This is a genomic window from Bradyrhizobium sp. WSM2793, from assembly GCF_000379585.1.
Classification (GTDB): Bacteria; Pseudomonadota; Alphaproteobacteria; order Rhizobiales; family Xanthobacteraceae; genus Bradyrhizobium.
Window position 1 is genome coordinate 1 of the sequence record NZ_KB902773.1, and the last position, 25,018, is coordinate 25,018.

General features: G+C 59.3%; 25 protein-coding genes and 4 pseudogenes. 10 read left to right on the top strand and 19 right to left on the bottom strand.

Annotated elements, in window-relative coordinates:
• Together A3AS_RS48775 and A3AS_RS44845 are read left to right on the top strand one after the other, a co-directional pair.
• Positions 1–228 (top strand): hypothetical protein (locus A3AS_RS48775; RefSeq protein WP_210163478.1); only part of this gene is annotated, 228 nt, incomplete at its 5' end.
• A 418-nt stretch (positions 229–646) separates the two neighbouring features.
• Positions 647–925, top strand: coding sequence for a hypothetical protein (locus A3AS_RS44845; RefSeq protein ID WP_020508641.1), 279 nt, complete (start codon positions 647–649; stop codon positions 923–925).
• Between the two features lie 24 nt (positions 926–949).
• On the opposite strand, the gene A3AS_RS0108145 is transcribed toward A3AS_RS44845, so the two are convergent.
• The gene (locus A3AS_RS0108145; protein ID WP_026201787.1) at positions 950–1,138 is read right to left on the bottom strand and encodes a DUF3606 domain-containing protein; all 189 of its coding nucleotides are present in this window, start codon (positions 1,136–1,138) and stop codon (positions 950–952) included.
• Positions 1,139–1,375: 237 nt separating this feature from the next.
• Between A3AS_RS0108145 and ligD the strand changes: the two genes are divergently transcribed.
• Positions 1,376–2,323 (top strand): non-homologous end-joining DNA ligase, encoded by a 948-nt coding sequence (ligD, locus tag A3AS_RS0108150; RefSeq protein WP_018317107.1) that lies wholly within the window; start codon positions 1,376–1,378, stop codon positions 2,321–2,323.
• Between the two features lie 75 nt (positions 2,324–2,398).
• Here ligD and A3AS_RS0108155 read toward each other — a convergent pair whose 3' ends face one another.
• The 3 genes and pseudogenes from A3AS_RS0108155 to A3AS_RS0108165 form a co-directional block, all read right to left on the bottom strand.
• A complete protein-coding gene (locus A3AS_RS0108155) occupies positions 2,399–2,863 on the bottom strand; it encodes a metallophosphoesterase family protein (protein ID WP_018317108.1) in 465 nt (154 codons plus the stop codon).
• Positions 2,860–3,362 (bottom strand): annotated as a pseudogene (locus tag A3AS_RS0108160) (NUDIX domain-containing protein). The gene A3AS_RS0108155 and the pseudogene A3AS_RS0108160 overlap by 4 nt, the downstream one beginning before the upstream one ends.
• Before the next feature lie 288 nt (positions 3,363–3,650).
• Positions 3,651–4,503, bottom strand: a pseudogene (locus A3AS_RS0108165) (Ku protein).
• Between the two features lie 140 nt (positions 4,504–4,643).
• Here A3AS_RS0108165 and A3AS_RS0108170 point away from each other — a divergent pair.
• From A3AS_RS0108170 to A3AS_RS0108180, 3 genes and pseudogenes are all read left to right on the top strand, one after another.
• A complete protein-coding gene (locus A3AS_RS0108170) occupies positions 4,644–5,039 on the top strand; it encodes a hypothetical protein (protein WP_018317109.1) in 396 nt (131 codons plus the stop codon).
• Between the two features lie 46 nt (positions 5,040–5,085).
• Positions 5,086–5,534, top strand: a pseudogene (locus A3AS_RS0108175) (hypothetical protein).
• Positions 5,535–5,537: 3 nt separating this feature from the next.
• A complete protein-coding gene (locus A3AS_RS0108180) occupies positions 5,538–6,275 on the top strand; it encodes an SOS response-associated peptidase (protein ID WP_018317110.1) in 738 nt (245 codons plus the stop codon).
• A gap of 37 nt (positions 6,276–6,312) precedes the next feature.
• Here the strand turns inward: A3AS_RS0108180 and A3AS_RS0108185 are convergent, their stop codons facing one another.
• Entirely contained in the window at positions 6,313–6,894 is a 582-nt protein-coding gene (locus A3AS_RS0108185) for a PD-(D/E)XK nuclease family protein (RefSeq protein ID WP_256375079.1), read from the bottom strand.
• On the opposite strand from A3AS_RS0108185, the pseudogene A3AS_RS49960 reads away from it, so the two are divergent.
• Together A3AS_RS49960 and A3AS_RS49965 are read left to right on the top strand one after the other, a co-directional pair.
• Positions 6,848–7,102: pseudogene (locus A3AS_RS49960) on the top strand (hypothetical protein); the annotation flags it as partial. The gene A3AS_RS0108185 and the pseudogene A3AS_RS49960 sit on opposite strands and share 47 nt — an antisense overlap.
• A 175-nt stretch (positions 7,103–7,277) precedes the next feature.
• On the top strand, positions 7,278–7,598 hold the full coding sequence (locus A3AS_RS49965) for a DNA methyltransferase (RefSeq protein ID WP_371260665.1): 321 nt from the start codon (positions 7,278–7,280) through the stop codon (positions 7,596–7,598).
• Between the two features lie 92 nt (positions 7,599–7,690).
• On the opposite strand, the gene A3AS_RS44860 is transcribed toward A3AS_RS49965, so the two are convergent.
• The 5 genes from A3AS_RS44860 to A3AS_RS0108215 are packed head-to-tail and all read right to left on the bottom strand — an operon-like array spanning position 7,691 to position 10,962.
• Complete coding sequence (locus A3AS_RS44860; protein ID WP_084674804.1) at positions 7,691–8,008, bottom strand: hypothetical protein; 318 nt, start codon at positions 8,006–8,008, stop codon at positions 7,691–7,693.
• Positions 8,009–8,036: 28 nt separating this feature from the next.
• Positions 8,037–9,497 (bottom strand): hypothetical protein, encoded by a 1,461-nt coding sequence (locus A3AS_RS0108200; protein ID WP_157644230.1) that lies wholly within the window; start codon positions 9,495–9,497, stop codon positions 8,037–8,039.
• On the bottom strand, positions 9,440–9,937 hold the full coding sequence (locus A3AS_RS0108205; protein WP_018317114.1) for a hypothetical protein: 498 nt from the start codon (positions 9,935–9,937) through the stop codon (positions 9,440–9,442). The genes A3AS_RS0108200 and A3AS_RS0108205 overlap by 58 nt, the downstream gene beginning before the upstream one ends.
• The gene (locus A3AS_RS43310) at positions 9,927–10,427 is read right to left on the bottom strand and encodes a hypothetical protein (protein WP_018317115.1); all 501 of its coding nucleotides are present in this window, start codon (positions 10,425–10,427) and stop codon (positions 9,927–9,929) included. The genes A3AS_RS0108205 and A3AS_RS43310 overlap by 11 nt, the downstream gene beginning before the upstream one ends.
• 4 nt (positions 10,428–10,431) lie before the next feature.
• A complete protein-coding gene (locus tag A3AS_RS0108215) occupies positions 10,432–10,962 on the bottom strand; it encodes a hypothetical protein (protein WP_018317116.1) in 531 nt (176 codons plus the stop codon).
• A gap of 106 nt (positions 10,963–11,068) precedes the next feature.
• Here A3AS_RS0108215 and A3AS_RS0108220 point away from each other — a divergent pair, with 106 nt between their 5' ends.
• Together A3AS_RS0108220 and A3AS_RS0108225 are read left to right on the top strand one after the other, a co-directional pair.
• Positions 11,069–12,292 (top strand): DUF2130 domain-containing protein, encoded by a 1,224-nt coding sequence (locus A3AS_RS0108220; protein WP_018317117.1) that lies wholly within the window; start codon positions 11,069–11,071, stop codon positions 12,290–12,292.
• Between the two features lie 4 nt (positions 12,293–12,296).
• On the top strand, positions 12,297–13,244 hold the full coding sequence (locus A3AS_RS0108225) for a ParB/RepB/Spo0J family partition protein (RefSeq protein ID WP_018317118.1): 948 nt from the start codon (positions 12,297–12,299) through the stop codon (positions 13,242–13,244).
• 847 nt (positions 13,245–14,091) lie between these two features.
• Here A3AS_RS0108225 and A3AS_RS0108230 read toward each other — a convergent pair.
• The 9 genes from A3AS_RS0108230 to A3AS_RS0108275 form a co-directional block, all read right to left on the bottom strand.
• Positions 14,092–15,423 (bottom strand): integrase arm-type DNA-binding domain-containing protein, encoded by a 1,332-nt coding sequence (locus A3AS_RS0108230; RefSeq protein ID WP_018317119.1) that lies wholly within the window; start codon positions 15,421–15,423, stop codon positions 14,092–14,094.
• 1,053 nt (positions 15,424–16,476) lie between these two features.
• A complete protein-coding gene (locus tag A3AS_RS0108240) occupies positions 16,477–17,667 on the bottom strand; it encodes a methionine adenosyltransferase (protein ID WP_018317121.1) in 1,191 nt (396 codons plus the stop codon).
• A complete protein-coding gene (locus tag A3AS_RS0108245) occupies positions 17,664–18,551 on the bottom strand; it encodes a formate/nitrite transporter family protein (RefSeq protein ID WP_018317122.1) in 888 nt (295 codons plus the stop codon). Before A3AS_RS0108245 ends, A3AS_RS0108240 begins: the two co-directional genes overlap by 4 nt.
• A 109-nt stretch (positions 18,552–18,660) precedes the next feature.
• Positions 18,661–19,137, bottom strand: a complete 477-nt coding sequence (locus A3AS_RS0108250; RefSeq protein ID WP_018317123.1) for a hypothetical protein — start codon at positions 19,135–19,137, stop codon at positions 18,661–18,663.
• Positions 19,130–19,804 carry an isoprenylcysteine carboxylmethyltransferase family protein gene (locus A3AS_RS0108255; RefSeq protein WP_018317124.1) on the bottom strand — a complete coding sequence of 225 codons (675 nt, stop codon included), beginning with the start codon at positions 19,802–19,804 and terminating at the stop codon, positions 19,130–19,132. The genes A3AS_RS0108250 and A3AS_RS0108255 overlap by 8 nt, the downstream gene beginning before the upstream one ends.
• Positions 19,801–20,058, bottom strand: a complete 258-nt coding sequence (locus tag A3AS_RS0108260; RefSeq protein ID WP_018317125.1) for a DUF2933 domain-containing protein — start codon at positions 20,056–20,058, stop codon at positions 19,801–19,803. The genes A3AS_RS0108255 and A3AS_RS0108260 overlap by 4 nt, the downstream gene beginning before the upstream one ends.
• Positions 20,059–20,168: 110 nt before the next feature.
• Positions 20,169–20,546, bottom strand: a complete 378-nt coding sequence (locus A3AS_RS0108265) for a cupredoxin domain-containing protein (RefSeq protein WP_026201790.1) — start codon at positions 20,544–20,546, stop codon at positions 20,169–20,171.
• A complete protein-coding gene (locus A3AS_RS0108270; protein ID WP_018317127.1) occupies positions 20,543–23,080 on the bottom strand; it encodes a heavy metal translocating P-type ATPase in 2,538 nt (845 codons plus the stop codon). The genes A3AS_RS0108265 and A3AS_RS0108270 overlap by 4 nt, the downstream gene beginning before the upstream one ends.
• A complete protein-coding gene (locus A3AS_RS0108275) occupies positions 23,077–24,786 on the bottom strand; it encodes a DUF3141 domain-containing protein (protein ID WP_018317128.1) in 1,710 nt (569 codons plus the stop codon). Before A3AS_RS0108275 ends, A3AS_RS0108270 begins: the two co-directional genes overlap by 4 nt.
• Positions 24,787–25,018 lie beyond the last annotated feature (232 nt).

The window sequence follows — 25,018 nt, forward strand, 5'->3', positions numbered from 1 at the left end:
TCTCACTCGTGCGCATGTCTATGCACGGCGTGGGCATGTTCACTGAGAGCCAATTCTTACAGAGGACGACATGGCCAAGAAAGCGAAGAAGGCAAAGAAGACCGCGAAGGCAGCTACCAAGAAGGTGGCAAAGAAGACTTCAAAGAAGAAGTAGTCGTATCGGCTACTGATATATTGCCGCATTCGGGTCGCACCCCGGATAAAAGCGAGACCTCCCAAAGGATATGAAGCGTCCTTTGCAGCCGTTTGGTATCGCGGCACGCTGAGATAAGGCCGGACCTTTGTGCAGGTGGCTGCTGCATAAAGGTCCGGTTTTTCGTTTCTGCCCCGCGAGGGCGTGATCTGCTCGAGCGCGAGGGATCGAAGCCGCAAGGCCGAGACGCTGCGCGGCTCGGTTCACGAGAGCCCGGTGCGGCGACAGCCGCACGCGCAAAACGGAGCAAGGAGCAACCACCTGAGCTCGGACGTCTGAAGCATCGGAAAACGGTTTCTTCAGTTCGTTCTTGCCCACCCCAGCACCTGGCCGGGCGGAAAATTCGGCCTTCGAAAAACCACGAGATCCCACGACCCGAATCCCAGTCGTGTGTTAGCGATGGGGAACGTCTGCGGGACTAAACGATTCGTCTCAGCGTGGGAGAACCTTTCAATGCTGATGACCAAGCAGAGACGGCCAGTGATCCGCACCCTGCGCGGTTGGGCGATCAACGTGCTGAACGAAGCCGGCGCCATCCGCGAATGCGAGGAGCACGGTTGGATGCAAGACCGCGCCGATCCGCATGCCCGAGAGCGGGCCTTCGATATCGCCCGTCGAGACCTGCCGGAAGGCGTATCCCGTCAAACAGCGGAGGCCGCGGTTTGCGACGTGTTGGACTCGATTGGTGATGCCTGCCCAGAATGTCCCCCTGACGAGGACGACCGGCGCTAGGCCCGACGCCGACCCGTCTCCGAGTCAGCGGCCTAACCGTTTCTCCACGCGCTTGCGCGCGTTGCCGACCTTCTTGACGGCCTTTTTCACCGCGGGCGCCGACTTTCCTGTCTTCTTCGCCTCGTACCGCACTTCGTAGTCTTGTCCACCGGCCACCCGCGCCCGGTCCTGTTTTCGTCCGCGCGCCGCCTTGCTCTTCTTCGCTACCGCCATCGGTGCCTCCTGTTGTGACATCGAAGCAAACGCGACAGGGATTCGCAGGTTCCGGAACGATTCGAACTGTGCCAATTTGAGTCGGCTGTAGCGTGGAGTTCTCCAGTGGCGTTTCGCGCGTAAAAGGCCGACGGCTATCGGCGTCAAGGCGCTTTTCCCCGAATCCGCCCTGGCCACCTCGAGCGACAAGGTGCCGTCCGTGCATTCCACAACACGCTCTGAAGGATTGGCCCTTGAATGAGCCGGACCTCGACCCTGCTTAAGCGCTTACAGCCGATGCTCGCTACGCTCACCGACGCGCCGTTCGACGACCCCGGCTGGGTTTTCGAGGATAAGTACGATGGCTTCCGGATGATCGCGGGAATCCGGCGGGGCAAGGTTTCGCTCTACAGCCGCAACGGCAAGATCATCAGCCGCAGCTATATCGAGGTCGCCAAAGCGCTGGAGGGCGTGAAGGGCGACGCCGTGATCGACGGCGAGCTCGTCGCGATCGGAAAGGACGGCGTCTCGCATTTCCAGCTGCTTCAGAACGCGCTGCGCCATGAAGCGAAGCTACTGTATTGCGCCTTCGATCTCATGTTTCAGAACGCAGTTGATTTGCGCAAGCAGCCTCTTCTCGAGCGCAAGGAGCGGCTGAAAGCGATCCTGCCACATCACCGGCTGATCGCCTTCAGCCGTCACCGCAAAGCGAACGGCACGAAATTTTTCGCCGAGGCCGAGCGGAAGGGTCTGGAAGGCGTCATGGCGAAGCGCGCCAACAGCGCCTATGCGTCCGGAAGCCGGACGGCGGATTGGCTGAAGATCAAGACAGCGAAGCGGCAGGAAGTGGTGATCGCGGGCTTCACGGCGCCGAGGCGCACTAGGCCATACTTCGGCGCCCTGGTCCTCGCCGTGCGCGAAGACGACGCATGGCGCTACATCGGACATGTCGGTACTGGCTTCAGCCACAAGGTCCTGGAAGAACTTCACGCCAAGCTCGTGAAGCTGACGACCCCGAAATCACCCTTCCCTGCCAAAGTGAAGGACGAGGCCGGCACGACCTGGGTCAGGCCCTCATTGGTTGCGGAGGTCAAATTTGCGGAGTGGACGAGTAAGGGCGAACTGCGCCAGCCCGTCTACCTCGGGCTCAGGTCCGACAAGCGGGCGAAGGAGGTCGTGCGTGAGCGAGAACGTCCGCGCAAATAGCTCTTCCCTCCGGCGTAACCCCGGCAAACGGAAGGATTGACGCACTCGCCTCCTCCGGCCCTCCGCGGCGGGCACTCAGTCGCCTCCAAGGTCGTGGATTTCCGGTCGCATGCCGTCAGGCGTGAGTTCGAGCGTTGCAAGCGTGATCGGCAGCTTGAAACGCCGGGGTCCCGCGCTGCCGGGATTCAGATAGAGAACGCGACCGACCGTGTCGATCTTCGGCACGTGGGAATGCCCGGAGACGATGACGTCGATGCCGGCGCCGCGGTCGGCCTTCAGCGCTTTCAAGTCGTGCAGAATGTAGATCGACTTTCCGGCCAGGCGCACAAGGTTCGTGTCGGGGTAGTCGCGAGCCCACTCGCCACCATCCACGTTTCCACGAATGGCCGTGACGGGCGCGATCCGGCGAAGCGCGTCGACGATCTCGGGGCGCCCGATGTCGCCGGCATGGATGATGTGATCGACGCCCGTCAGGCCTCGTTCCGCTTGGGGTCTCAACAGGCCGTGTGTGTCCGAAATGATTCCAATCCGGAAGCTCATTTCCCGGCACTCTCCACCGCGATTGCCAAAAGACGATCGAGGAACTCTACCTGAGCGGACAGCAGCTTGGTCCGCGCGAGTTCGATATCAAACCATTCCGCGCGGTCGACTTCGGGGAAACTCTGCTGTCGACCGCTTCGGGGGGCCATTCGATATCGTAGGTATTGCTGGTCAGCGCTGCCGGGTCAAAGTGGCCCTCCCCGGCGAATGCGATGACGCGCTTGCCTCCTCGCTGTCGGACTTCCCCCAGCGCCTGGAGTGGACCAATCGAAGCGCTCGGGCCGAGTTCTTCGGCAAACTCGCGCCGCGCGACCTGCTCCGGAGCATCCGCGGCATCGATTTCGCCCTTAGGAATGGACCAGGCGCCATCATCCTTCTTACGCCAGAACGGACCGCCGGGATGAACGAGCAGTACCTCGAGCCCCCGAGCGCCCTTGCGGTATGCGAGAATGCCCGCGCTCAAGGTCGATCTCCTGGAAGTCTTTTTCACCGCAGCCATATCGCTCCTATTTTGCAGAGCAATCGAGATCCGGCGAGCCGTCGCCCCACCATACCGGACCGCGCTCGCCGAGCGCCTGCTTAGCCTCGTCCACGGTCCTATGCGCCCTTACTTCGGCCTCGCGGTCGGCCGCCTTCCTGGCGTCGCGCGCCGACCTGCCGGGCCGCCATTAGACGGCCGGCGAGATGGTTTCGCGTGACCTCGTCGAGATTGGGATTTGCCATCCGCCAGAGCCTGCGCGGAGGACGAAGTAGTGGCCGTCCGGCGTCACCGGATGCTTGACGACACCTAAGCCGACTTCCGCTGCGGCTTGGCCGCCGGTTTCTTCGCCGCGGTCTCCTTTGCTGGCTTCTTGCCTGCGATCGGCATCAGCATTTCCTTCTGCCCGGCCGCCGCCTTGCGCGGCTTTTTGACTGATTTCTTGGGTGCCTCTGTCGCTGCTGCGCCCTCTCTTCCGATGCTCTTTCGCAGCGCGTCCATCAGGTCGACGACGTTCTCGCCGCGGGGGCGCGCTTTCGCGGTGATGGGTTTGCCGGCGCGCTTCTGGTTGATCAGATCAATGAGGGCAGTCTCGTACTGGTCTTCGAACTTGTCCGGCTCGAAATGGCCCGCCTTCTGATTGACGATGTGCTTGGCGAGATCAAGCATGTCCTTGGTGACTTTGACATCCTGGATATCGTCGAAATACTTATCCGCGGAACGGACTTCGTAGGGGTAGCGCAACAGCGTGCCCATCAGGCCCTTGTCCAGCGGCTCCAACGCAATGATGTGCTCGCGATTAGTCAGCACCACTCGACCAATTGCGACTTTATTCATCTCGCGGATGGTTTCTCGAATGACGGCGAAGGCATCGTGCCCGACTTTACCGTCAGGACGCAGGTAGTAGGGGCGAATGAGATATCGCGGATCGATTTCGCTGCGGTCGACGAACTCATCGATCTCGATGGTTCGCGTCCGATTCCAGTGCGACGTTCTCAAGCTCCTCCTTGGTCACCTCGATGAAGGTATCGGTATCAACCTTGTAGCCCTTGAGCTGGTTGAATGAGACCTTTTCGGATTCCGACGTGGCCGGATAAAGCGCGACCGGACAGGTGACGAGGGAAAGGCGCAGGAAGCCTTTCCAGTTAGCGCGGGGGGCCATGGGAACTCCGATACTGATACCGGATTCAAGACGAACGACCCGGCTTGGTTCCGACATCGCGACCCGTCCCGCAGGAGGATTTTTCTCAGCGGCTGCCTGGTCGGACTCGACATTTGTTCTTGTTATGTTCTAATTGGGGCATGACCGACCGACCCGCGAGCTGGCGCATGCCGACCCCGAAGCAGATGGAAAAATTGGCCGCCGAAGCCGACCGTAGACGAGCGCCGTCCGCTGCGGGTCCGGATGATTCCCTCCCGGCCGAATATTGGGAATCGGTCCTCAAAGACCCTCGCGCCGGCGCGACCGTGGCCCAGGCCCGACAGCAACGTCTTTCGGAAATTAAGGGCCCCGTGCTGCGCGTCTCCTGCCGCCGCTGCGAGCGGACCGTGGAAATCCAGACCGCCGATGCCGTCCGCTTGTATGGCGCCAACGCAGTTTGGAAGGACGTGGCGCAGCGATTGCTCGACAACACCTGCCAGCAGCGCACCGGCAGGCATGAAGAAGACGGGTGCTGGCCAGCGTTCGAGACGCCGTAGTCGCTCTGGATTTGCCGATCCGATCTCTTTGCGCCTGGATGTCCGGATGGCCCCGAAGTATCACCCTACGCCCCTGTCGGGTGGCGATCGCAAGGCTCTGGCGAAAGAGCTCGGCAAGGCACGCGCGATGGCGAACATCCTGGCGACCCAATCGGCGGAGATGCGGGCCAAAGGCGAGGCGATGATCCAGCAAGCCGACAGGCTGCTTTGCGAAAGCTGGAACGAGCGGATGTGGAGTGACGGCGAACCGATCGATCCGTCGCCCACCATCGACCAGGCTGTGAATGGAGGCTTCCCTTGGCTCGAGATCAGGTGCGCGCGCTGCAAGACGCCGAGCGACGTGGACCTCGCGGCGATGAAGCACCCGCCCACCACCTTCGTGCACGATCTAGCAGGCGGCTGCGCTGCCGCAAATGCGCCAAGGCGGGCCGGCGCCCATCCGCGACTCTGCTACAGTTAACGTGGCAGCCGCGCCACCCTCGAACTGAATCCTGACCGATGTGCAATCTTTATTCGATCACGACCAACCAAGCCGCGATCAACGCACTGTTCCGCATCGTCAACCGATACGTTGGAAATCTGGCGCCGATGCCCGGGGTTTTTCCCGATTACAAAGCACCGATCGTACGCAACGGAGCCGAGGGTCGCGAACTCACTACTGCGCGATGGGGGATGCCGTCGTCATCAAAGGCGCTGATGGACGCCACCAAGAAACGAGCCGAAAAGCTGCAGGCCAAAGGCAAGGCAGTGGATTTCAAGGAATTGCTCAGAATGGAGCCGGACGGCGGCACGACAAACATCCGCAACGTAACGAGCAAGCACTGGACTCGCTGGCTCGGCGTCGAAAACCGCTGCGTGGTGCCGTTCAACTCGTTCAGTGAATTCAACAAGGCTGAGGGCGGCGATATCTGGTTCGCGCTCGACGAGACCCGTCCCCTCGCCTGCTTCGCCGGCATATGGACCAACTGGACATCCGTCCGGAAGGTCAAGGAGGGTGAGACCACCAACGACCTCTACGCGTTCCTCACGACGGAGCCTAACGCGGAGGTTGGCGCCATCCACCCCAAGGCGATGCCGGTGATCCTGATGACGCCGGAAGAAGTCGATGCCTGGATGACGGCGCCACCAGAGGCGGCGCTGAAACTGCAGCGGCCGCTGCCGGATAGATCGCTCCGGATCGTCGCCCGCGGCGTGAAGGAAGATCCTCCCGCGTCGGCGGATAAGCTACGGTCTTGAAAGTTGAGGCGTCACTCCCTCGGGCGCAACACGCTGATCAGATCGCCAGCAACACGCCGCGAGCCGGCAACCCGGTCGACGCACTCACGGCCCTCGAATAAAGTTGCACCTGCCGAACGTATCGATCACGGGCCTCAGCAAGCTCCCGATCCGTCTTGAAGTCCACCACGGTCCATCCGGCGAAATCGAGCAGATCCTCTCGAAAAGCGAGGTCAACGACCCCTTCGATGAGGACTTCGTCTTGCATTAGCATTATCGGGATTTCTCGGCGCAATCGGCCGACTTTCGCCGCGTTCGCAGCTCGTTGCAATAGGGGATGCGTCTTGGCACGAGAGATGGCCGCAACCGCTGCGTCGATCTCTTCCTTCGTCGCGCCGACTATCTTGCCCTGAACAGCGGCGATCGCCGCTAGGTCAACACTGGACGACTGTAGGTCGATCAACGCCAGCACAGCGTGAACAAGTGTTCCAAAGCGTCGCCCCCCAGGACGATCAGTTCCATCCCGTGCCACCACGTGCACCTCGACGGGCTCAGCGTGCGGCTGTTGTGCTTCCCCGTCTTGAGCCAACGAAGTGGTTGTTCGCGTCCGCAATGTTGGCAGAGATGCTTTTGCCAACATCGTAAGACGTTGCGCCTGCCAGCCTCGCTCTGAGCTTCGCGATATCTGCCCTTCGAATATTGGGGCCAATCTAGCGCGAGACCACTGCGCACAAGCCATTCCCCGAGAAGCACAACCAAATTTTCCATTAACAGACGGCGGCCACATTTTCTCTGGCAACGCCCTACAGCTCGATTGGCTAAACGTTTGCCCCGTACCGGTGAAGTCTGTCCAGAAGGAGAAGGTGTTTGACCTCGCCACTGTTGTAAAGGTCCATGCGAAAGAGGACATTGTCGATGATGAAGTCGAGACGTACGTCATAGGCAACCCTCCCTACCTGGGAGGCAAAATTCAGAACGCCGGACAAAAAGAAGATTTGCGCAAATCGTTTTCGCGAATGGTCCATAAGCCCGAAGAATCTCGATTGCGTTTCGGGCTGGTTCGCGAAAGCGACGAACTACATCACGGTGTTGCCGAGGGCAGAATTTGCTTTCGTCTGCACGAACTCCCTGAACCAGGGCATACACGCTTCAAAGCTTTGGCGAGAGATATTCGATCGGAAGGTTGAAATTTCATTCGCTTTTCGTGATTTCAAATGGTCGAACAGCGCTGCGAAGAATGCGAACGTCATATGTTCCATTGTGGGCGCGCGCAGGGCCGGCGGCCAAGGAGCCAAGCGACTCTTTAAGGACGACAATCAGATAGCCGCCTGGGCGAAGTTGTGAGGGGCTTAACGCGCGCTCAAGGCCAATTGGAAGGAGCAGCGTCCTCAACAGTGCCAGAAACAGGAGAGCAACGGGAGAAACGAAGTCGCCCTTTAGATCGTCAGTCGTTCTCTGGGAATATCTTCAAATCCGCCGGGAGTACCAATTGATCCGTAATTGCCGGGATTCCCGTAATTCCCGACATTTCCATAGTTTCCGTAGTTGCCGTAACTGACCGAATGGTGTGGTGAATTCCGCCGGGATAATAACCGCTTTTCGAACACGATCTCACCGAGATAACGGCCTCGCATGTCGATGAAGATCCCCTGGCTCTCCAGATAATGGCCGATGTTCTGGCCAGTTGGCGCATGCAACTGGCCGTTCACAAAATTGGCTATGTGTTGCCCTCGACTATTGAAGAGATACTGCATGGTGGACCTCCCAAGAACGATGCGACGGTTAAGCGAACTTCCCACAGTCGACATAACTTAAGCCCGCGGCCTCTTGCGGACGATAGAAGCCACTACGAAGCGTATGATGTCTACTCAGGTTGCCGAGACTGAGCCGCATGTCGTGATAAGCGGGTCCATCATGAAACAGCTTCACCGCCTCGGCGATAACGAGGCTGGCGGCAGTGGTCCCGACGAAGGGAACGGCGACCGACTTGCCGGCGAGGTCACGGCGGCCGCAGACGTCGCCGGCAAGCTTTTGGTAACCGGCATTGTTACTTGCGATCCGTTCTTGCTCCGCCTCCATCGTCGCCTCGTCTTCCTTTCCAAGATCCGGCCAAAGCTCATCGACGGAGCGCGGATTTGGTAGGGTATGGAAGCTGATGGTATCAAAATTGTTCACCGTCCCGCCGAGCCCGCTCTCGATGACGCGCAGAAAACCCGCGTCCCTCATATCGCGGCGGGAGGGGTTGGTATCGAAGCCGCACAGCGCCAGCTTCGGCTCACCGTCCTGGAGCTTGAAGGTGGTGTCGAACCGGCGCTCGACAAGACGAGGTTGTTCAAAGCCATGCTCGCCCAACCAATGGCCGCACGCATGAGCCTTGAAGTGATTGATGAAGTCGGAGGCGAATAGCACACCGGTCTCGACATTGTCTTTCACGACCTTGTCGAAATCGAACAATGCAAACTCTAGCACCTTTGGATCAACATAGGGCAAGGTTGCCAGAGACCACAGATAGGCATTGCCAAGATGTCCCAAGCCCAAAGCCCAGAGGCTTTGGGGCAGGTACTGTACAGGGATGCCTAGGGCGTCAGGATCGGTGACGCCGAGATCGGGACGCCACAGCGACAAACCGACTGCCCGTCGGGTCGCTTCCAAGTTAATGTCCGCAAACGAGAGGAACAGCTCAGAGACCGCAAGCGACGCGGCCAAAACGCCGGCGGTTGGAAAAAACTGACGCTCCGGCAAGCGGCCGACGCTTTGCACAGGCCCCACGAGGCCAATCCATCCATCGAACGTCACGCGCAGAGCCCCACGTCCAGCAATGGCGTTGCCGAAAATGAGCGCCCGGGGAGTTGGTGCGGGGCTGGCGTTCACGCTCTGCGGGCCCAGAATATCGATGAGCGCCTGGCCGAACGAAAGGCGGAGCCATGGCCAAATGAGAAGGGGCGCCGCGGCGAGATCCGGTGAAATGGCGACGCGCACCGCTTCCGGAAAGCAACGGCTAGCAGTCGCGGCCGCGGTCAGTACCGCGAGCTGAAGGGTATATGAAAAGGCAACATCATCGCCGCAACACAGCGTCAAAGCATACGATCGCCGCCGCGCAAGCACCTCAGCGGGATCAGCTCCGTCGCGATCAATAGCGAGTTTCGAGATGCGGGATATTTCGCTGGCAAAGGCATTCATAACCGTCACCACAAAGAAAGTTTGACGCGCCGGTCGGCCGCCGATGGCGAATGCGTGCGCCATCTGAAGCCGCCGCAATATTCATAGACGCCCGCGGTCTTGAGCGACCACCACGGCGCGTCGGCGTAGTTCGGAACGATCATTGCAGTGTGTCCGATGACGGGCAGCGTCGGGTGACGAACATCGATATGGCTCTGCCGTACATCGTGTGTCGGATGCGTATGGACATCAATGAGCAATCGCACCTTGTGCTCACGGCAGTGTTTCCACAAGGCCGCACATCCGGACGCGTGAAAGGCGATGGCGCCGAGCTGATAGGCGGCGGGATCGACATCGTCGTAGCAGAGATAAGAGGTGATGCGGGGGTATGGGCTGTCGAGCCGCCCGAGCAGAAATACGCCGCTTTCGCGCACCCCAGCACCGCGCTTGCGCAGGTCGCGGACCGCGCTAGCCCACAGCCAGACCGGCAGCTTGATGATCTTGATGTCAGCGTCAGATACCAAGGTAATCCCCACTCATCAGCAGCGACTGAAATTCTTCGAGGTAGTCGACGATCGTATGTGAGCTCGTCCAGACCGGACGAAGCGGTTCTGTCTTCCATTCGGGATGATCCGACAGTGGCGAACGATCGTAGGGATGGTAAAGGGCTTTGCCGGCGAACGAGAATCCGTCCGTCCTGAACACAATGGCGAAGCGGCTTCCGGGTTTGCCCTTGGGCCATTTCGAGAAAGCGAGAGTTTGCTTCGTTGCCGGATCCCATAGAGGGCCGGTTGGGGGTTGGGTGCTGTAGCCGCTTAGGTTCAGCGCGACATGGTACCGATCGGGAGCGCCTTCGCGGCGTGCGGATGCCATCCAGAACACGACGTTGGGCCACGCTGTACCTGGTGGCAGGTCGTCACCGACGACGTGCCCCCAAAGTTCCTTAGCGACCCCGTCGCGGTACTCGGGCAGGAGCAGGTGGGACTCGAACAGGCGCTGATCTGGCGGCAGCATGCGGTCACCCCTTCGGCGTCACTTCCTTGACGAGATCAAAGCAGATCGCGCAGGTGTCGCCATGAACGACATCGCCGAGATGCTCAGTCGAGCGCGGCTGCGATGTGGTACCGCAGATTTGCAACACGTATTCGCCCGCGACGGCGGCATCCAAGGGAAACTTCTTCCGAGCCCAGTCGGTGACCGTGCCGATCGTAGTGTTCGGCTTGAATTTGTGCTCCGCTGTATCGGCGCTGAAATTCACCGTGACGACGATTCGCTGACACTTGTGAACATGAATGTGGCGCTGCTTGCGGAGATCGAGAGCCTCGAGCTTCAGGTCGATGTCGACGATGGCATGCTCGTCGGCACCTTCGATGATTTCGATTGTCTCAAGAACAGCTTCACCGACGAAGATGTGATGACCGCCGGTGCCGGCAGATACCAAACCGAGACGGCCGAGAACGTCACTCAGCTTGTCTTCTGCGGCGGCCAGGACCGCTTGGGGCTTGCGGCCCGACGCGTGGATAAAGAGTTCAAACTCCTGATTTTCCATAGCTTTCTCCACATGCGGGACGCTCGTGACGGACCGCCATTGACGTCTAGGACTAATTGGGACAAAATAGGACGTATTCGATTCCTTGTCAATACGGGAGAAGTCGATGATCTTGCAGCCTGCTTTGCATTCGGACCGCGATGCCCACCTCCATGTCGGCGATGAGGTGTGCCCTTACTGCGAACAACCGATCCCCAATGAGCGCGCCGAAGAAATTCGCGCGAGGTTTCAGGCTGATGCGCTTAGGGAAAGGGCGGTGCTAGAGGCACGCATGGAGGAGCAACTAACCGAGGCGCGCGCTCAAATAGAGGCCGATAACAAAGTCGCGATTGAGAAGATGCAGCAGAACCACGCTCTGGCCGTCGCGCAACTTCAGGCCGAGGGTATTGCACGAGAGGCCGCGGCTCGTGCGGCCGCACGACAGGCAACCGAAGCCGAATTGAAGCAAAAAATGGAAGAGGTGACGGCACAGCAAGCCGCGGCGACACAACGCGCGATCGAATCGGAACGCGAAAAGGCCGAAGCGATAGCGGCACTAACGAAGATGAAGACCGATCAAGAGGCTGTAGTTGCCGCCAGGACCGAGGAAGTTCGAACTGCGATGGAACAGAAAAACAACGAAAACATCGCCACCCTCACTGCCAAGCATGCGACCGACATGGCCAAGATCTCCGAGCAGATGAGCGCTATGCAGCGCCGGCTGGATGCCGAGGAGACCGAGGGCGTAGATATAAAATTGTTGGAGGAACTGAAAAGGAAATATCCAAACGACGAAATTATCGCGCTCAACAAAACCTCTGGTGCCGACATTATTCACGTTGTGAAATACAAGAATAAAGTCTGCGGAAAGATCGTCTACGATTCGCGCAATCGAAATGGCTGGCAAGCGTCGTTTGCCACCAAGTTGCGGGAAGATATGGTGAGCGAGAAAGCCGACCACGCGTTCCTGACGACCAGCAAGTTTCCTGCCGGCGCGCGCCAGGTACACGGCGTTGACGGCGTCATAGCTGCCAATCCGGCGCGCGTTATGGCCTTAGTCGAAATTGTCCGTGGCGAAATTGTCCGCAATCACGCGACGCGTCTAAGCGAGGAGGATCGGAGCCAGAAAACTGCGAAACTATACGACTACATTGTATCGGAGGGGTTTGCGAAGCTCCTAGGTTCCGTAGAAGGAAATGACGAGAAGCTGCTGCAACTGGACGTAGATGAGAAGAAGGCGCACGACAAGATCTGGGAAAGGCGTGGCAGCTTACTCAAATCATCGCAGAAACTTCACGCAAAGCTACGGGAAGAGATAGACTGCATTATCGGAACTTCGGATACGGATTGAATCAATGAGCAAGCCCGAACCCAATAAGGGCCGCGTGATAGGCCTGCAAGAACGGCCGCTCGGACGCACTACTCTTCGGACATACCGAACGAAGGCCGATATAGACGACATTATTCCCAACGACCGTCAACCGCGCCTGGGGCCAAAAGAAGACGAAGAACTGCAACGACAAATCGACGACAACGAAGGTCTATTTGAGCCGTTGCTTGTCGAGCCCCATCCAGAACAATCCGGAAAGTTTCGTATCATCGACGGGGAACGTCGTTGGACGAATTCGCGTGTACTCGTTGAACAAGGAAAATCTCAGTATCGACAAATTCCGATCGAGGTCACCGACCGTACTTTAAGCGAAGAAGATCGCCTGCGTGTTTGGATTTACATTCATCGGCAGCGCAAAGAGTGGGATGCCAAAGAGAAAGAAATGGTGGCCTATCGCCTGATCCAACTCGTGGGACGAGCGTCCGCTGCCAATATGCTGGGCATATCCTTCAAAGAACTGGACAAGCTCACTGAGGTTTTCGAACTATCGGAGCGTTTTAGAGGTCTTAAGGACGACGCAGCTAGCTTGACCTGGGCACGAGAACTCCTGGGAGTTAGTAAGAAGCTCCTTACTCCAAGCGTGATTGATGCTGTCGTCGATAAAGTAGCTAGAAAACGGATCACCAATTCGAAAGATTTGAGAAAGCTACGGTCCATTCTACCTGATCCCGTAGCGAACGCTCACTTCATGACTCGTGATGGTGATTTAGATTCAGCGATGTTGCGCCTTCGTGCGGTACCGCAGAAGAAAGAGAAAGTTGGGCTAGTGGGCGATCTCGATACGGTCGTTGAATCCGTAAAGAATGTGCCTTGGGCTACTCTTAGTGAATTAAGAAAAGACCCGGAATTTATAAAGAAGATCGACGAGGCGACCAACCTTCTCAATTCATTGAGGGCAACGCTTTCGTCCTGATCAAGCATTCGGCCAGACGTTAGATGGATCACTCTTACTGTTGATTAGGCGATAAGACGACTGGCGGCTGTGACCTCATGGTCGAGCTGCCTCGGCATGTCGCGTCCATGTCGCGCGGAGTCGCCGGCACGGTTTGGTAACGATTGAAAACAGACGAAATTTTTTGGGAAGCCGCAACGCGCGAAATCTGATGAAGCGGATCGTACTAAGTGCAACAGATACGGAATTTTTCGGACGTTCTGTTGGTTGGGGTGGCAGGATTCGAACCTACGCTTGGTGGAATCAATGTCCGCTGCCTTGACACAGCTTTCGAATGCCATTGCGAATTGTTGGTTGCGGGAGCCGGGTTTGAACCAGCGACCTCAAGGTTATGAGGCCGAAGGTCGGAATGAAGCGAAAAGAGATCAATCGAAGCGGTTCCTCCTTTTTGTACGCCACACCACGCAGCAGCCATACCTGCGCACTTGATTTCTTTCTTGCTAGAGCAGCCCACGATCTTATCGCCTCAGACCGATCACGATTCGGAACCGAGGCATGAGCGGCAAGGACGAAAAGACCCCGATCGAGGCGTTAGGGTCGCCAAGTAGTCGGAAAATACCGCGCGCCACGAAGCGGCCTCGCAAGAACCGTGGCGTGCCGCCGCCCGCGACGTTCGATATCGATGCCCTGCCGGCCAGCTCTAATTTAACGGCACTAGAGGCGGCCGCCGTTATCCGGCGCACGCCCGGTGCACTGGAGCAGTGGCGGCGCGATCCGAGCCACCCGCTGAAATGGCGCTACGTCGACGGCCGCCCGCTCTACCGTGTAGATGCGGTGCGGGACTATCTGGCCAGATGCGATAAGACTACTAAGCCGTCCCGGCCGCATAATGCTCGCGGAGACGGCCGAGCAGCTCAGCCTTGATGGGATCGAGCGGATTCGTCCGCTGCAGCCGCACGACCTTGCCGACCCGTATCGCGCCGACCAATTCCGCGATGTAGTCGTGAGCCGCTTCGAACGCCATCTTGCGGATGATCCACTGTTCGTCGTGATTGTAGACTTGATCGATTCCCCTCGGCTTTTGCCCGACACACAGCCGCTGGATTTCGTTGTCGTAGCCGCAGCGCGACATGATGGTGCGCAAGCTGCGCCTCAAGTCATGCATGGTGAACCTGGCGACACCGGCCTCCTTGACCAGGCGGTTGACCATCTTGGTGAAGCCCGACATCCGGCCGCCGGTCTTCGGCGACGGGAAGACATAGTCGGATGTCGCGCGCTGGAAATGTTTCGCAGCCGCGAGCACCTCATCAACGAGGTGGGTGCGCGGTACGTCGTGGTGCAGGCCCATCTTGGTCCATGCCGCATCGAAGGTGATGCGGTCATCCATAATGTGTTTTCGCCACTCGATTATGGTTGGCTCGCTGCGGCGCGGCCCCCCGAGTAGGCACATGCGTGCTAATTGCCCAAAAGCCCCGAGCTTGCCGGATGCGTGCCAGACCTTGATGATCTCCTCATCGATCAGCGCGCGGCCCTTCGTTCGGCGCCCGACCCTCTGCGCACGGGTTTCCTTGGGCGCGCGATAGCCGGCGAGCACGTTGTGCTCGACATAACCTTCGCCGACGCACCATTCGAGGAAGGTGTGCACGTGCTTGCGCAAGTCCTTGGCTGCACCGCGCTTGCCGGTCTTGGCAATCTTGTCGACCGCAGCCATGATCTGCCGTCGCGTCAGGTCCCCCACGCCGCTCTCGGCGTGATCCTTGAGCCCTCGCCGCAGCGCCGACATAGCTGGCTTCCAGTTGACGACTTGACGTTCGGTCAAGGACGTCTGGTAGGGACCATCTTCAACAATGAGGGTCGCGAGCGTGGTGCGCTGCTTCTCGGCCGCCTGTTGCCGCCTCGCCTCGCGCTTCGCGTCGTTCGGGTCCAAGCCCTTGACGACCTCGCCTGCGGCGATGGTGGCGGCCTTGCGCGCGGCCTTCTCATTATATTTGGGCCACGCGCCGAGGGTCTTGCGCTGGGTCCCCCTCACCCCCGGCTTGGTGAAGAGGTAGACCCAGGTCCGGCCGCCGGTGGCGCGCATGCGCAAGGCGAGGCCGGGCAGCTTGTCGTCGTGGAGATAATGCTGCGCCTTACCCGTCGGCAGCGTTGCGTTGCGGATCACCGCATCGGTGAGTGTCAGCTGGTTGGCCGGCTCCGTCATGATTCCTTCCCTCTCTCTGTGCCCGGGTGTGCCCCGCAAGAAGGGCGGTCAGCCCTCGAACAGAACCGGGCCTCAGACCTTCCCCTTGCCGTGTGCCCGCGCAGGGAGGATCCACAGACCCAAACAGAACCGGGTCTGAGACCTCCCCCCGTTTTGTGCCCCAAGGGAAAATCCACGGCGGGCACAACGGGGCATACAAAATGTAGCAAGGTCAGGTATGGGCTCCTATGGCTGCAAAAGGCCATAACCACCATCAATTAAAGGAGTTTTTACATCTCAACTATGGCCGGATTTGGTTGGCTCGGCTCTACGGATTGTGGTTCACACGGGAGAGGTCCAAGGTTCGATCCCTTGTGCGCCCACCATTTCAATGACTTACCCCGTAAATTCCCCCAATGTGCCCTAGAAAGTCGGCCTCTTGGGGAGCGCTTGGTTAGACCAGCGGGCAAAATCGTAGTGAGGGAAATCACCTACACGGAGCGCTGTTTCTCGCGAGGGCATGCAACTCGCGGAGTGGTCGCACGCCGCGGATGCCGACTCTAGCTCGCTCATGATCGTGCGCGACGTTTGGGTTCAAACGAGCGGAATCCGACCGGGCCCCCTTTTCACTGTCGGCCTGGTCCGTCCGGAGCTAGATTGCCCGCATGGAGCTGCGGCTCGTCCGACGTCACTTGGCAGAGGCAGAGCGCCACGTTGCGCTGAGCGATATGCACATCACACGCCAGCTTGAGATCATTGACGAGTTGGAACGCGGCGGCCATCCAACATCGTTGGCTCTTGATCTACTTCATACCTACCGCGTCTTGCGGACCACCCATAAGGCCCATCGCAATCTAATCCGGCGGGAGCTGGAGCAGTAAACCAATTGGTTACGGCCTGGATGCAGCCTATCTGTCGCGACAGGTTCCAGCTTCGCTTCGGATCGAAACATTGTGCGCCAGAGCGGCCGCTTTGCGGCAGAGCCCCGAACTGGAAGTCGCTAGACGAGGCATTTATCGTACGAGGATCGCTGGATGCCCGCCAGGTTGACAATCAGCCACTCGCCTCTAATGCTCAGAAGAGCTGCACCTTGCCGTTCGAAAGTTCGCTGAGCAACTCGGGAAGCTGCGCCAAATGACCAGAAACGAGTTCCTCGGTCTGGCTCCTTAGCCGATCGGCTGGCACGCCGTAGCTTGTTGCGAGCTTTGCATGGACAAGAACCGGCTCAGTAATCGGCGCTCCAATGTTGCTGACGACCAAGCAATGCGCTTCCGACACCTCGGGGAGCGCCGTGACCAGAGCTTCCGCAATCCGGGTTGCTAGGACGTTGTAGATCTTCCCGACATGGCTGACCGGGTTCTTACCGGCTGCCGCTTCCAAGCTCATCGGTCGACATGGAGTGATCAAACCGTTGACGCGATTGCCGCGGCCGACTTGTCCATCGTCACCAGCCTCCGCTGACGTACCGGTTACCGTGAGATAGACATTGCCCGATGCGATGTCATCGGCGGCATTGATGACGATCTCGCTGTCGGCGAATCCATGCTCGCTGGCGCACTCGCGGATCCATCTGGCAAGCACCGTTTTTTGTTCGAGGTAGTTCTCGATACCCGAGATGTACCGGTCGATCATCGCGCAAGCAATCGTAAGTTTAAGTTGGGCTCCGTTGCGCACTGCCATGATCTTGATGTCTTCACCCCATGCCGGGTGTTCACACGCCCGACCGCGGCCATGTAAACGTTGCTCGACAGCAAGCACGAGATGTTCAACCGCGCTTAAGGGCGCATGGCCGACGCCAAACGATGTGTCATTGGCCAGCGGAATGCCATCACGCCCGCGAGCGAACAGTGACTGAAGGTCTTGGGATCCTTGCTGCACCAGCGCCTCGATCTTGACGTGACAGTCAGCATCGAGAGCATGAAGATTTTGTTTGAGCCAGGCTTTTGAGCCCTCCACCGCGATTTCGGCGATGGGAAGCTGGTCATTGCCAACGCGGGTAATGGCCCGGCCGGCCAGAAAGATCCTGATTGGCTCGGTAACGAGACCCCCTCCGAAGGCAGGGGCTGCTTGCCCCCCGCACAACAAAGCCTTGTCGACGTTATGATGGAGTATTTGGCCAAACCGGCTCTGATACTCGCGGCAGAGATTCCGAGACAGCGCTTCAGCCAGCGCGTCACAGATTGTGTCGGGGTGGCCGATGCCCTTGCGCTCGACCACCTCGATCTCATTGCTTGTCTCAAGATGCGAGATCTTGATAGGAATCATGAAGCCGGTCCTTCACTAGCGACCTTCCTTCCGGACCTTCGCAAATAGATGAACCAGTAGATGATACCAACCAATACACCTCCGATCATATTGCCGACCGTCACCCACGCGAGGTTCAAGAGCGCGCCAAACACGGTCAAATGTGAGAAGGACGATGGCGTCTTCGCAATCAGATCCCAGAACATGCTTTCTGCGCCTGACTTGGTCAGGAGCGCGAACGTCAGCAGATACATGTTCGCGATCGAGTGCTCGAAACCGGCTGCCGAGAACGCAGCAATCGGGAAGACTATGGCGAGGATCTTATCCGTCGTCGAGCGTGCGCCGTAGCAAAGCCAGGTCGCGAGGCAGACGAGCACGTTGGCAAGAACACCGTGAATGACAGCCTGCGTTGCTGACAAGGAGACCTTGGCGTTGGCGCCCGCCAGCGCGGTCATACCGACCGCGCCATTCCCATGCTCGTAACCGGCGGCTAGAAAGACCAGCAGCGCGAGGCCGGCAGCGCCGACAAAGTTTCCGATATAGACGAGGGTCCATGCCCGCAGGAGAGCACCTGCTCCGACACGGCCACTCGCACAAGCCATGATCATGAGATTGTTGCCGGTAAAGAGCTCTGCGCCGCCGACGATCACTAGGATGAGGCCCAGCGAAAAGACCGTACCGCCCAAGAGGCGTATCACGCCGTATGGCAACACACCGTCAGCACCCGCCGTCACCACAATGGAGAACATCGAGCCGAATCCGACGAATGCACCCGCCAGCACGGCGAGGGCCATCAAACTCCCAATTTCGAGGTGCGTCTTGTCGACACCGATCTGCTCCGCGCGCTCCGCCATCTCGCGCGGCAATAGCGCATCGATGGAGTTGTGATTTGGCACTTCGAGCATACTGCACCCCGATCCAGAGCCCGTTTTCCACTCCGACTTTCGATCGTGAAGCTGACGGCCCCTGTCGTGCTCGTGGGAGCGCTTCCGCCCTGCAATCGGGCTCGTTCGGCTAACGCCGGTGATCGTATCTGAATTGCAGAACGGACGGACTGGCTCCGCCGCGTTCGACCGTCAATTTCACTGTGTAGAGATCATATCCGGGTAGGTCGACGAAACCGCCATAGGTCGTCGTACCCGCGATCTGCATCGGCTCGAGTTTCTTCCTGCTAGCCGACAATCCGAGGCCGAACACCTCCGCAGTCACGACGGCATCAGAGACCCGTGCGCCACTCGCCGCATCGAACACGGCAGCCACGAGGTGATACTCATGTGCTCCCTTGGGAATTCGGCCGTGCATCGGCCGTTCAGTGGCGCTGGTCGGATGAAGACCTTTGACGATTTCGGCAGGTACCACACCCAAATAAACACTCACGCCTCCGGTAGTCTTCCACAGGTCATTTTCAGCAGCAGCGGCGAGGCTGCTCGTCGCGGGGATCAAACAGAGTGCACCGAGGAGGAGAGCGATAACGGCCCGCCAACTAGCCATGGCGGTACCCTCCGGTGGGTTCCCCGCCAAGAAGTCGACTTAGCTTCGGGATGAAGCCAGGCACATCTGCGGCATATTTGTCGTAGGCTGTCCCAAACTCGGCTCGGGCATCCCTCTCCTCACTTCGGGCCAGCCGCACATACATGACTGTCAGCACCGGAAACATCGCGAGCGTCAGGATCGTTGGCCACTGCAGCAGGAAACCGAACATCACGAGGATAAACCCGACGTATTGCGGGTGGCGCACGTAGCCATAGGCTCCCGTGGTTGCCAGGCTCCGCCTCTGCTGCGCGTCATAGAGGACTTTCCATCCGGAAGAAATCAGGATGAAGCCGCCGCCTATGAAGACGAAGCTCAGGATGTGGAAGGGACCCGCATGCGGATTGGCCTTCCAACCGAACATCATTTCCAGGAGATGGCCGGCGTCGTGCGAGAACCAGTCGACATCGGGGAAGCGCGACTGCAGCCAGCCCGACAGGAAGTAGATGGTCAGCGGAAATCCGTACATCTCCGCAAAGAGCGCCACCAGAAACGCGCTGAAGGCCGAAAACGATCGCCAATCCCTGAGGGTCTGTGGCTTGAAGAAGGTGTAGGCAAAAAAGATAAAAACCGCGGAGTTGACGATGACGAGGCTCCACAAGCCGTAAGCGGGCGCAGCGTCGTTCATGATGGCCCCCTCTGCATGTCAGATTGATCGCGACTTCCGTGATGCCCGTGGCCTCCGTGCATGAACATGTGCATCAGTGGACACGCGAGCAGCGGGAGCCAAACGAGAAGCCCGAGCACGTGGGCCCTGTGCTCGGTAAACAGCAGTGCGCCGGCAATGATCAGAAATCCTACCAGCACAAGGCCGGCCTTGGATTTCGTGGACATGCCCTGCCCGGCACGGTCGTGATGACCAAAATGGTCCTGCGCCGACATTGGCCACTCCCTAGGTGATTAAAGCCCAGAATAGATCGAGCACCAATGGTGGTGTTGACCCAGATCAAGAACGAGGTACCGCCTCCGGGAGCGTTCGATTGAAGACTGAGCTATTCTACGATGAGCTTGCCCCGGAACATTCCCATTGGGCACCCGAAGCCAAACTCGCCAGGGGATTTCGGCATCAATTCGACCGCTACAGTCTGTCCTGTCGGCAGCTCCGCGCTCTTCTGGAAATCGGCGAAGACGACCTTATCCGAACAGGACGCCGTCTCTTCCCGCCGGAAATTCAACCGGACGGGCCGGCCGCTCTGAACGATGATGGTGTCAGGAGTGTACCCACCCTTTACCAAGATCATCGCTTCCTGGTAACCGCCACTCGTCTCGCTTGCGCGGAAGCCGGTTGAACGCTTGAGCCAGAAGAACCAAACAATGAAACAGATCAGCGCGAGCCCCGTGGCCGTCACCATCCAACGATCAGGGGTCATGACGCCGTCCTCCGAGGTTCAAACAGGCGAAGTCGGTTGGCATTGGTGACCACGGTTACCGAGCTGAACGCCATGGCCGCAGCGGCGATCAATGGCGACAGCAAGAGGCCGATGAATGGGTAGAGCACGCCCATCGCCACGGGAATGCCGAGCGAATTGTAGCCGAACGCGCCAACGAGATTTTGGCGCACGTTGCGCATGGTGGCCCGACTGATCTCGATCGCTGTCACCACTCCCACGAGACTGCCTTTGATCAGCGTGACGTCGCTCGCCTCAATGGCAACATCCGTGCCGGTGCCGATCGCGAACCCAACGTCAGCCTGAGCCAGCGCTGGGGCATCGTTGACACCATCGCCCACCATTCCGACAGACTTGCCTTCGAGCTGCAGTTTCTGGACCTCGTGCGCCTTGTCATTGGGCAGCACCTCGGCGAGCACCCGTTCGATGCCAACCTGACGTGCGATCGCTCGGCCGGTGCGCTCGTTGTCACCGGTGAGCATGACCACTTCGATACCAAGCGCCTTCAACGTGTCGATGGCGGCTTTCGAGTCGGGCTTGACCGTGTCCGCGACGGCGACCAGACCGGCCGCTTTGCTGTCGACACCTACGTACATGGGTGTCTTGCCCTCTTCGGCGAGGCGTTCCCAGTCCTGTTGCAGCATGTTGATCGCAATCCCACGGTCGCGCATCAGCTTGGCGTTGCCGAACAGCACTTCCCGCCCGTCGATGCGGCCGCTCACTCCATGGCCGGCAATGGCAGCAAATCCTTCGGTCTCCGATAGTTTCAGGCTGCGCGCCTCCGCGCCCTTGACGATTGCCTCGCCGAGTGGGTGCTCGGAGCCTCGTTCTAGCGAAGCCGTAAGGCGCAAAACGTCTATCTCGCTGTTGCCCGCAGTCACGACAACGTCGGTCAGCGCCGGCTCGCCCCTGGTAATCGTGCCTGTCTTATCGAGAATAATAGCGTCGAGCTTCTCAGAAGCCTGCAAGGCATCGCCAGAGCGGATCAGAATGCCATTCTCAGCACCTTTGCCAATGCCAACCGTGAGCGAGGTCGGGGTGGCGAGCCCGAGCGCGCATGGGCAAGCTATGATGAGGGTTGTTACGAACACGATCGTCGCATAGACGGCTCGCGGCTCCGGCCCAAAATTGTACCAGGCTACAAAAGCAACGATTGCCAAGATCATCACGGACGGGACGAAATAGGCCGAGACCGTATCCACCACGCGCTGGATCGGAGCCTTCGAACCCTGCGCATCCTTAACCATGCGGATGATGGTCGCGAGCGCCGTGTCTTTGCCGACCTTGGTCGCCTTGAATTTGAAGCTTCCGGTCTTGTTCAGCGTGCCGCCGATGACCTCGTCGTCGACCTGCTTCTCGACGGGTATCGATTCGCCGGTAATCATGGACTCGTCAACCGCGCTCGACCCTGCCATGACTTTGCCGTCGACCGCGATCTTTTCACCGGGCCGGACAACGACGAGATCATCGACAACGACCTCCTCCACTGGAATGTCGTGTTCCGAACCTTCACGGACAACTCGCGCCGTCTTGGCCTGCAGCCCGATTAGCTTCTTGATGGCCTGTGAAGTCCGGCCCTTTGCCTTGATCTCAAGCGCCAAACCAAGCACCACAAGTGCAATTACGACATCGGTCACGTCCCAAAATACTTCGGCGAGAGCCATCTTTGGAAAAATCTGCGGCCACGCGACGGTGACCACCGAGTAGGCAAACGCGGCACTGATGCCGATCGCAATCAGCGTGTGCATGTTGGCAGCCCGGTGCTTCAGAGCATCCCACATGCCGGTGAAGAACTGCGAGCCAGCCCACACCATGACCGGAAGGCTCAAAACGCCTAAAAGGCTCCAGACGATGCGGCGCGTGTCGCTTCCCATCGGCATCCAGTCGCGCAAGCCCGGCACCAGGTCCGGGTAGCTCAGCGCCATGACAGGAATCGAGATTGCGGCTGCGAACCAGAATTTCCGCATCAATGTGCGATATTCCTGCTCGTTGGCGGCCTCGGCAGGGTCAAGCACCTCCGCGTTGGGTTCGACCTTTGGCTCGGCGACGTGATAGCCGGCTGATTCAATCGCTTTCCGGACGGCCGGGAAGTCAATCTTTTCCGGCTGATACTCGATATCCGCGGCGTTGGTTTCGAGACTTGCACGGGCGGAGACAACACCCGGCACCATCTGCAGCCCAAGCTCGATCCGCATCAGGCACGACCCGCAATGCATGTTCTTGATCGGCACGCGCATGGTGGCGGTTCCAACCGTATGGCCGACGGATCGAATGGCTTGCAGAATGTCTGTAATCTTCGTTCGTGCCGAATCGTAGTCGATCCTTGCAACCTTGGTGCTCGGATTGACACTTGCCGAGATGACACCGGGAATCGCGGCAGCAGCTTTCTCGATTGCCGGCGGACAATGTGCACAGGTCATACCGCCGATGCGGAGCTCGATGTGCTCCCTCTGGACTGGCTGCTGTGTCGTGGCATCCGGGCGGCGCGCGCGAATGTCCGTAACGACTGCGCTCATGCTGTCCTCCCACGTGCGGGTTCAGAAATCGTTGGAGACGGCGGACTGATCGGTGCGGGCTCGCCGGTAACGGCTCGTCCGTAAAGGGCTTCGAACCAGAATTCATAACCCTGATCGCGGAGCTCGCGGCCCCGCGCAATGAGATCGCGCACCGCGTCGAGTGTTTCGATCTCGCGAGCTTTGAGCGAATTACTCTCGGGCACCCCATGACGGTCTCGCGCGATTGAGGCCGCGATTGGCGCCCATAAACGCAGCCAGGGATTGAAGTCGGTCGCAAATGCATAGCGGCTGACGCGCATCGGATGCAGCCACTCCAGCCACTGGGCGGACAACGGCGTCGCGGTGGCCTCGATCCATTTTCCGAGTGTTGCCGAGTACAGAGCATCGAGCCGGGTCGAGACTTCGGCGACGCGGCGGAACGCACGACGGTTCTCTGGGAACGTGAGATCCTCGACACGGCGCTCCTCGAAGCGCACCGAATAGGCGTCATGCCCGCAATCCGGGTCGCCGGTCGGGTTGTCGATCTTCATTTCGTAGAGGCCCGGCGCGAGAGCTTCAATCCTCTTCAAGCTCTCAAGGATCGCGCGGTGCTCCAGACGCGCGACGCTGGCCGATACAAAGATTCCGAGATGCCCGATATGGGGATTGATGAGATAGACGATGCGCTGCCCGGCCTGCTTGAGATCGTCGGTGCCGGCGTAGACAGTTGGGATCCAGCCGAGCGCCTGATGCGGCGGCGTGATGTTGTCGCCATCAGACGCGAAGATCACGAGCGGGTTATGAACGCGACGCAGATCGACGAAGCAGTGCGGGCAGATCCTCATTTTGCCCTGCTCGAGGTGATTTCCAATGAACAGGTTTTCGACGATCGCCAGCATCTCTTCGCGGCTGAGGAAGTAAAAGCCGTTCCACCAGCGCTCAAATTCGAGAAACCGCTCGCGCTCTCGGTCCATGCGCGAGAACAAATTGGCGTACTTCTCCCAGACTCCCTCCGGTTTGAGGTTTTCGAAATTCTGCGCCAGCCAGGCGCCATCGAACCGGCCGTCGCCGAGGTCCGATGTCAGGTGGGTAAGCCAGGCTCCACCCAAGAGACCACCGGACACTCGTGCCGGATTCACCCCGGACTCTCCAGCCCAATATGACAGGGGCGACCCATTGAGAACGGCCGGACCGGCGAGGCCGTGGCAATCAGCGGCGAGAATTGCGATCGCCCAACCCGCTTGGCAATTGCCGTAGAGAACCGGCGGCTTGCCCTCGTGGCGTTTGGCAACGTCTTCCACGAACTGGCGGAGTGTGTGGAGCACATCAGCCATCGTCTGGCCCGGCGCCGGTTCGGGAAAGAACACGACGAAATAGACCGGATAGCCCTCGTGCATTGCGATCCCGACTTCGGACTCGCGCTTGAACCCGCCAATGCCGGGCCCGTGTCCCGCGCGCGGATCGACGATGATCACTGGCGGCTTGGCCGGATCGAGGCAATCCTCCAGGCACTTGTCGCCGTACCGGGTGATGCGCAGCAGTGCGTAGTTGACCGGTCGCTCGAAGCGGCGCGCGTCGAGAATGAGCTCGTAATCGAAATCGAGCAGGGGCGGCTTCCCAGCCCGTTCATGCGCGATCATATTGTCGGCGCGCTGGCGGAGCGTATCCCAAAACAGGATCGACCGCTCCCAAACGTCGCGGGCATAGGCGACGTAGTCGGTTGGCATTGACCACCCGTCCGGTCCCATCTGCTGCACAGCAACACTGGGCGCGACTGACTCGGGGGCCTTAGAATGCACCCGTATCGCAGAGGGTTCGCCGGCTGTCACCGGCCGGATATCATGCTCTGCAGCGAACCTCGATCGTTCTCGTTCGGCGAGTAAGGTCACCGGTTGCCAGGCCGCGGCCGACCTGCTCCCTTCGTCCCGAATGGTCGCCATCAACCCGCCTCTGCGGGAG